The organism is Haladaptatus sp., assembly GCF_049589095.1.
Lineage (GTDB): Archaea > Halobacteriota > Halobacteria > Halobacteriales > Haladaptataceae > Haladaptatus.
Map to the genome: position 1 here is coordinate 1 of NZ_JBAWAC010000367.1, position 3,848 is coordinate 3,848.

5 protein-coding genes are annotated in these 3,848 nt (G+C 62.3%); 2 read left to right on the forward strand and 3 right to left on the reverse strand.

Going from position 1 to position 3,848, the window contains the following annotated elements; translation table 11 throughout:
- Together WBV42_RS11500 and WBV42_RS11505 are read right to left on the reverse strand one after the other, a co-directional pair.
- Positions 1-662: ABC transporter ATP-binding protein (locus tag WBV42_RS11500; RefSeq protein ID WP_423986157.1), on the reverse strand; the 662-nt coding region annotated here is incomplete at its 3' end.
- Positions 663-706: 44 nt separating this feature from the next.
- Positions 707-961 carry a hypothetical protein gene (locus WBV42_RS11505; protein ID WP_423986158.1) on the reverse strand — a complete coding sequence of 85 codons (255 nt, stop codon included), beginning with the start codon at positions 959-961 and terminating at the stop codon, positions 707-709.
- 87 nt (positions 962-1,048) lie between these two features.
- Here WBV42_RS11505 and WBV42_RS11510 point away from each other — a divergent pair, with 87 nt between their 5' ends.
- Complete coding sequence (locus WBV42_RS11510) at positions 1,049-1,657, forward strand: hypothetical protein (RefSeq protein WP_423986159.1); 609 nt, start codon at positions 1,049-1,051, stop codon at positions 1,655-1,657.
- Between the two features lie 9 nt (positions 1,658-1,666).
- A complete protein-coding gene (locus WBV42_RS11515) occupies positions 1,667-3,409 on the forward strand; it encodes an excinuclease ABC subunit C (protein WP_423986160.1) in 1,743 nt (580 codons plus the stop codon).
- 30 nt (positions 3,410-3,439) lie between these two features.
- On the opposite strand, the gene WBV42_RS11520 is transcribed toward WBV42_RS11515, so the two are convergent.
- Complete coding sequence (locus WBV42_RS11520; RefSeq protein WP_423986161.1) at positions 3,440-3,751, reverse strand: antibiotic biosynthesis monooxygenase family protein; 312 nt, start codon at positions 3,749-3,751, stop codon at positions 3,440-3,442.
- Positions 3,752-3,848 lie beyond the last annotated feature (97 nt).

Sequence of the window (3,848 nt, forward strand, 5' to 3'; positions counted from 1 at the left end):
CCGACGTTCTCTCGAAGCCCTTCGATGGAGTCCTCGGCAACGAGTTCGCCCTCGCGAAGGATTCCGACTCGGTCACAGACGGCTTCGACCTGCCCGAGGATGTGACTGGAGAAGAACACCGTCGCGCCCCGCTCCCGTTCTTCATCGATGATCTCGCGCATCTCGTGGGCACCCGTCGGGTCGAGACCGGACGACGGTTCGTCGAGAATGAGGAGGTCGGGGTCGCCGACCAGCGCCATCGCAAGCCCGAGTCGTTGGGCCATCCCTTTCGAGTAGCCCCCCGCTTTCCGGTCGGCGGCCTCGGGGATTCCGACCCGGTTCAGCAGTTCGTCCGGGTCGGCGGCGGCGTTCTTCGCTTCGATGGCGAACTCCATATGCTGTCTTCCGGTGAGGCGGTCGTAGACGGACAACCCTTCCGGGAGAACGCCAGTCCGTTTGCGAATCGCCATGCTCTCGGTCTGTGCATCGTGTCCGAGAACGGTGACCGAACCCTTCGTCGGGCGGATAAAAGCGAGAATGAGGTCGATGGTCGTCGATTTTCCCGCCCCGTTCGGCCCGAGAAAGCCGAACACTTCGCCCTCCTTCACGTCGAGTGAAAGATTATTGACGGCCGTGACGTCCCCATATCGCTTCGTCACGTCGTCCAATCGGATAGCGGTCATCGGTTCAGATTCCGCCAACGCACACATAACGGTGTTGCTCCGTGCTATACCGTGTCATCTGGGTCACGCTTTTCCGCGATTCGTGTCGCCTCCGTGGCGTATCGTTCCTTCTCGGCTTCGTCGGTAACCCGGGCCAGTCGTTCCCGTTCGACTTCGATTGCAGCGGTCGTTTCGCCACCGAGTCTCCCCGCCCGTTCCTTGCGAAGATACCATTCTCCGTCGGGCGTCGAGTACACCAGCGTCAACAGGTCGCGGTCGCTGTACGTTCGTTCGACCAACCACACTCGAACCTCGTCCATGGCTGGCCGTTCGTGGGTATCGAATTTGTATCTGGCGAGGTGTCGATAGCCGCAACCTTATTTATCTCCCTGATTGACCGGTAAACGATGGGACAGTCCCCGCTGTCACAGGCGTCCGACGACCGCCTGCTCGACATGCTCTTTGCGGGCGAGGAAATCGAAGAGGAGATCGAACTGGAGGGTGCGCGAATCGCGGTGACGAGTCATCGCCTTCTCGCGTTCATGCCCGAAGGGGAGGACCGACGGTTCGACCACGAGGACCGCCCGAACGTCCTCGATGCCCGTGTGCAAGCCGCTGGCCACCCTGATTACCTCTCGTGGTGTGTTCGGAGCTTCATGTATGGCTTGCTCCTCGTGGGCGGTGGGTACTTACTCGACAGCAGCGGGCTACTCACCGACTTCGGCGATACGAACACGGCGAGTACACAGGCCGTCGCTGGCGTCCAGGGGATGGTCGGAACGATGGTCCACGCTTTTTCCTTGTTGACGAGTATCCTGCTGCTGGTTGGAGGGGTGCTCCTGCTCGTCGGCCTCATCCTCGGGGTTCTCTACCTCTTTACCCGTTCGGAGGAACTGATAATCGAACGCGCCGGACGCGACCCGATTCGAATTCCCGTCGATGGCAACGAGGCCGAGGACGCCGCTCGTCGCATTCGGGCGGCGGTAGGGACAGGTTCAAAGCCGAGCATCGACTAATCGAAATCGATGGACGTGGCGACCGTCCGGGAGCACGCGAGCGAATTACCGCGTGAACCCGGCGTGTATCAATTCTTGGAAGGCGACACGGTTCGCTATGTGGGGAAGGCCGTCGATCTTCGGGCGCGGGTTCGGTCGTACGCCGACCCACGGAGCAACCGCATCGGGAACATGGTCGCACGGGCGGATTCGCTCGACTTCGCCGTCACCGATACGGAGACGCAGGCGCTCCTGTTGGAAGCGAACCTGATCAAACGGTATCAGCCACGCTACAACGTCCGCCTGAAGGACGACAAATCCTATCCGCTGGTGCAGGTGACGGGGCATACATTCCCGCGGATCGAAATCACCCGCGACCCCGACCGGGCCGGAGCGACGGTGTTCGGTCCGTTCACGAACAAATCGACGGTCGAGACGGTCGTCAAGGCGCTTCGGGAGACGTACGGTATCCGTGGCTGCTCGGACCACAAGTTCGCCAACCGCGACCGGCCGTGTCTCGACCACGACCTCGGTCTCTGTACCGCGCCGTGTACGGGCGAAATCGGTCGCGAACCGTACCTCGGCGACGTGAAAAGCGTCGAGCGATTCTTGGGTGGCGAGGTGGACGTGCTCGCACGCCCGCTTCGCCGCGAGATGGAGGCGGCCGCCCAGAGCCACGAATTCGAGCGGGCGGCGAACCTCCGCGACCGACTCGACGCCGTCGAGTCGTTCCACGGCGGCGACGCCGATGCGATTACCTCGCAGACCGACGAGCGAACCGTGGACGTTCTCGGGGCCGCAGTCGAGGGCGAACGGGCGACGGTCGCGCGACTGCACAGCGAGCGCGGCCAACTCGTGGACCGTGACCACCACTCGCTGTCGGTACCGGACGGGGACGACGTGGCCTCCGTCTTCGGCGGGTTCATCCCGCAGTTCTACGCCGAGCGCGACCTTCCCGACGCGCTGTTGCTTTCGGAGCGTCCGGACGACGTCGACGTGATGGAGTGGTTGGAAACCGAAGGCGTCGCCGTTCGTGTGCCGGGTGCCGGACGGGAGGCGACGCTCGTGGATCTGGCGTTGAAGAACGCCCGCAGAGGTGCGGGCAATCCGGACGAACTCCGTGCGCTCGCGGACGCGCTCTCGATCCCCTCGGCCGAACGAATCGAGGGATTCGACGTGAGCCACGCACAGGGCTCCTCGGTCGTCGGAAGCAACGTCGTTCTCGTCGGTGGGTCGCCCGAGAAGGGCGACTACCGCCGGAAGAAACTGACGGAGAAAAACGACGATTACGCGAACATGCACGACCTGATCCACTGGCGGGCGAAACGGGCGGTCGAGGGTCGGGACGACCGGCCCGACCGGCCCGACCCCGACCTGCTCCTCATCGACGGGGGAAAGGGACAACTCGACGCCGCACGTGAAGCGCTCGACGACATCGGGTGGGACGTACCCGCAGTTGGACTTGCCAAGGCCGAGGAGATAGTCGTCACGCCGACCACGACCTACAACTGGCCGAACGACGCACCCCAGCTCCACGTCCTTCAGCGAGTGCGGGACGAGGCGCACCGGTTCGCGGTGCAGTACCACCAGACGCTTCGGGACGACGTTTCGACCGAACTGGACGACGTCTCGGGAATCGGGCCGCAAACCCGCAGAAAGCTGTTCCGTCGGTTTGGTAGCTTGGCGGGGATTCGAACGGCTTCCGACGACGAACTCCGCGAGGTCGATGGTGTCGGCGAAAAGACGGTGACCGCGCTGCGGCGTCGGTTGTGAGTTCGATATATTCTCCCGTGAGAGACCGGATTACTCCGCCGTTCGCTCGAACGCCACGTCGTGGATTTCGAGTTCGTGGGGTTCGGTGAACATGTCCTTCGGTGGGTGGTCGTCGTGGGCCTCCGCGAACGCGTCGGTGTCGGTCCACGCCTCGAAATACTCCATCGACTCCCAGTAGGTCTGAGAGATGTACGAATCCGTCTCGGAGTTGGCGGGCGTCAGCAACTCGAACTTGACGAAACCGGGTTGACTCTCGACCTTGCCCATGCTGTCTCGAAACCGTTCCACGAACTGGTCCGCGTACTCATCTGCCACGAACAACCTGTTTTCGACGACTATCATTTCACTACGAACTGCGTCGTTTCCACGCTTAACTCTATCTCTCGAAACGGGGTTTTCATAATCAGAAATGGATTATACATCCTCGACAGTTCCGATA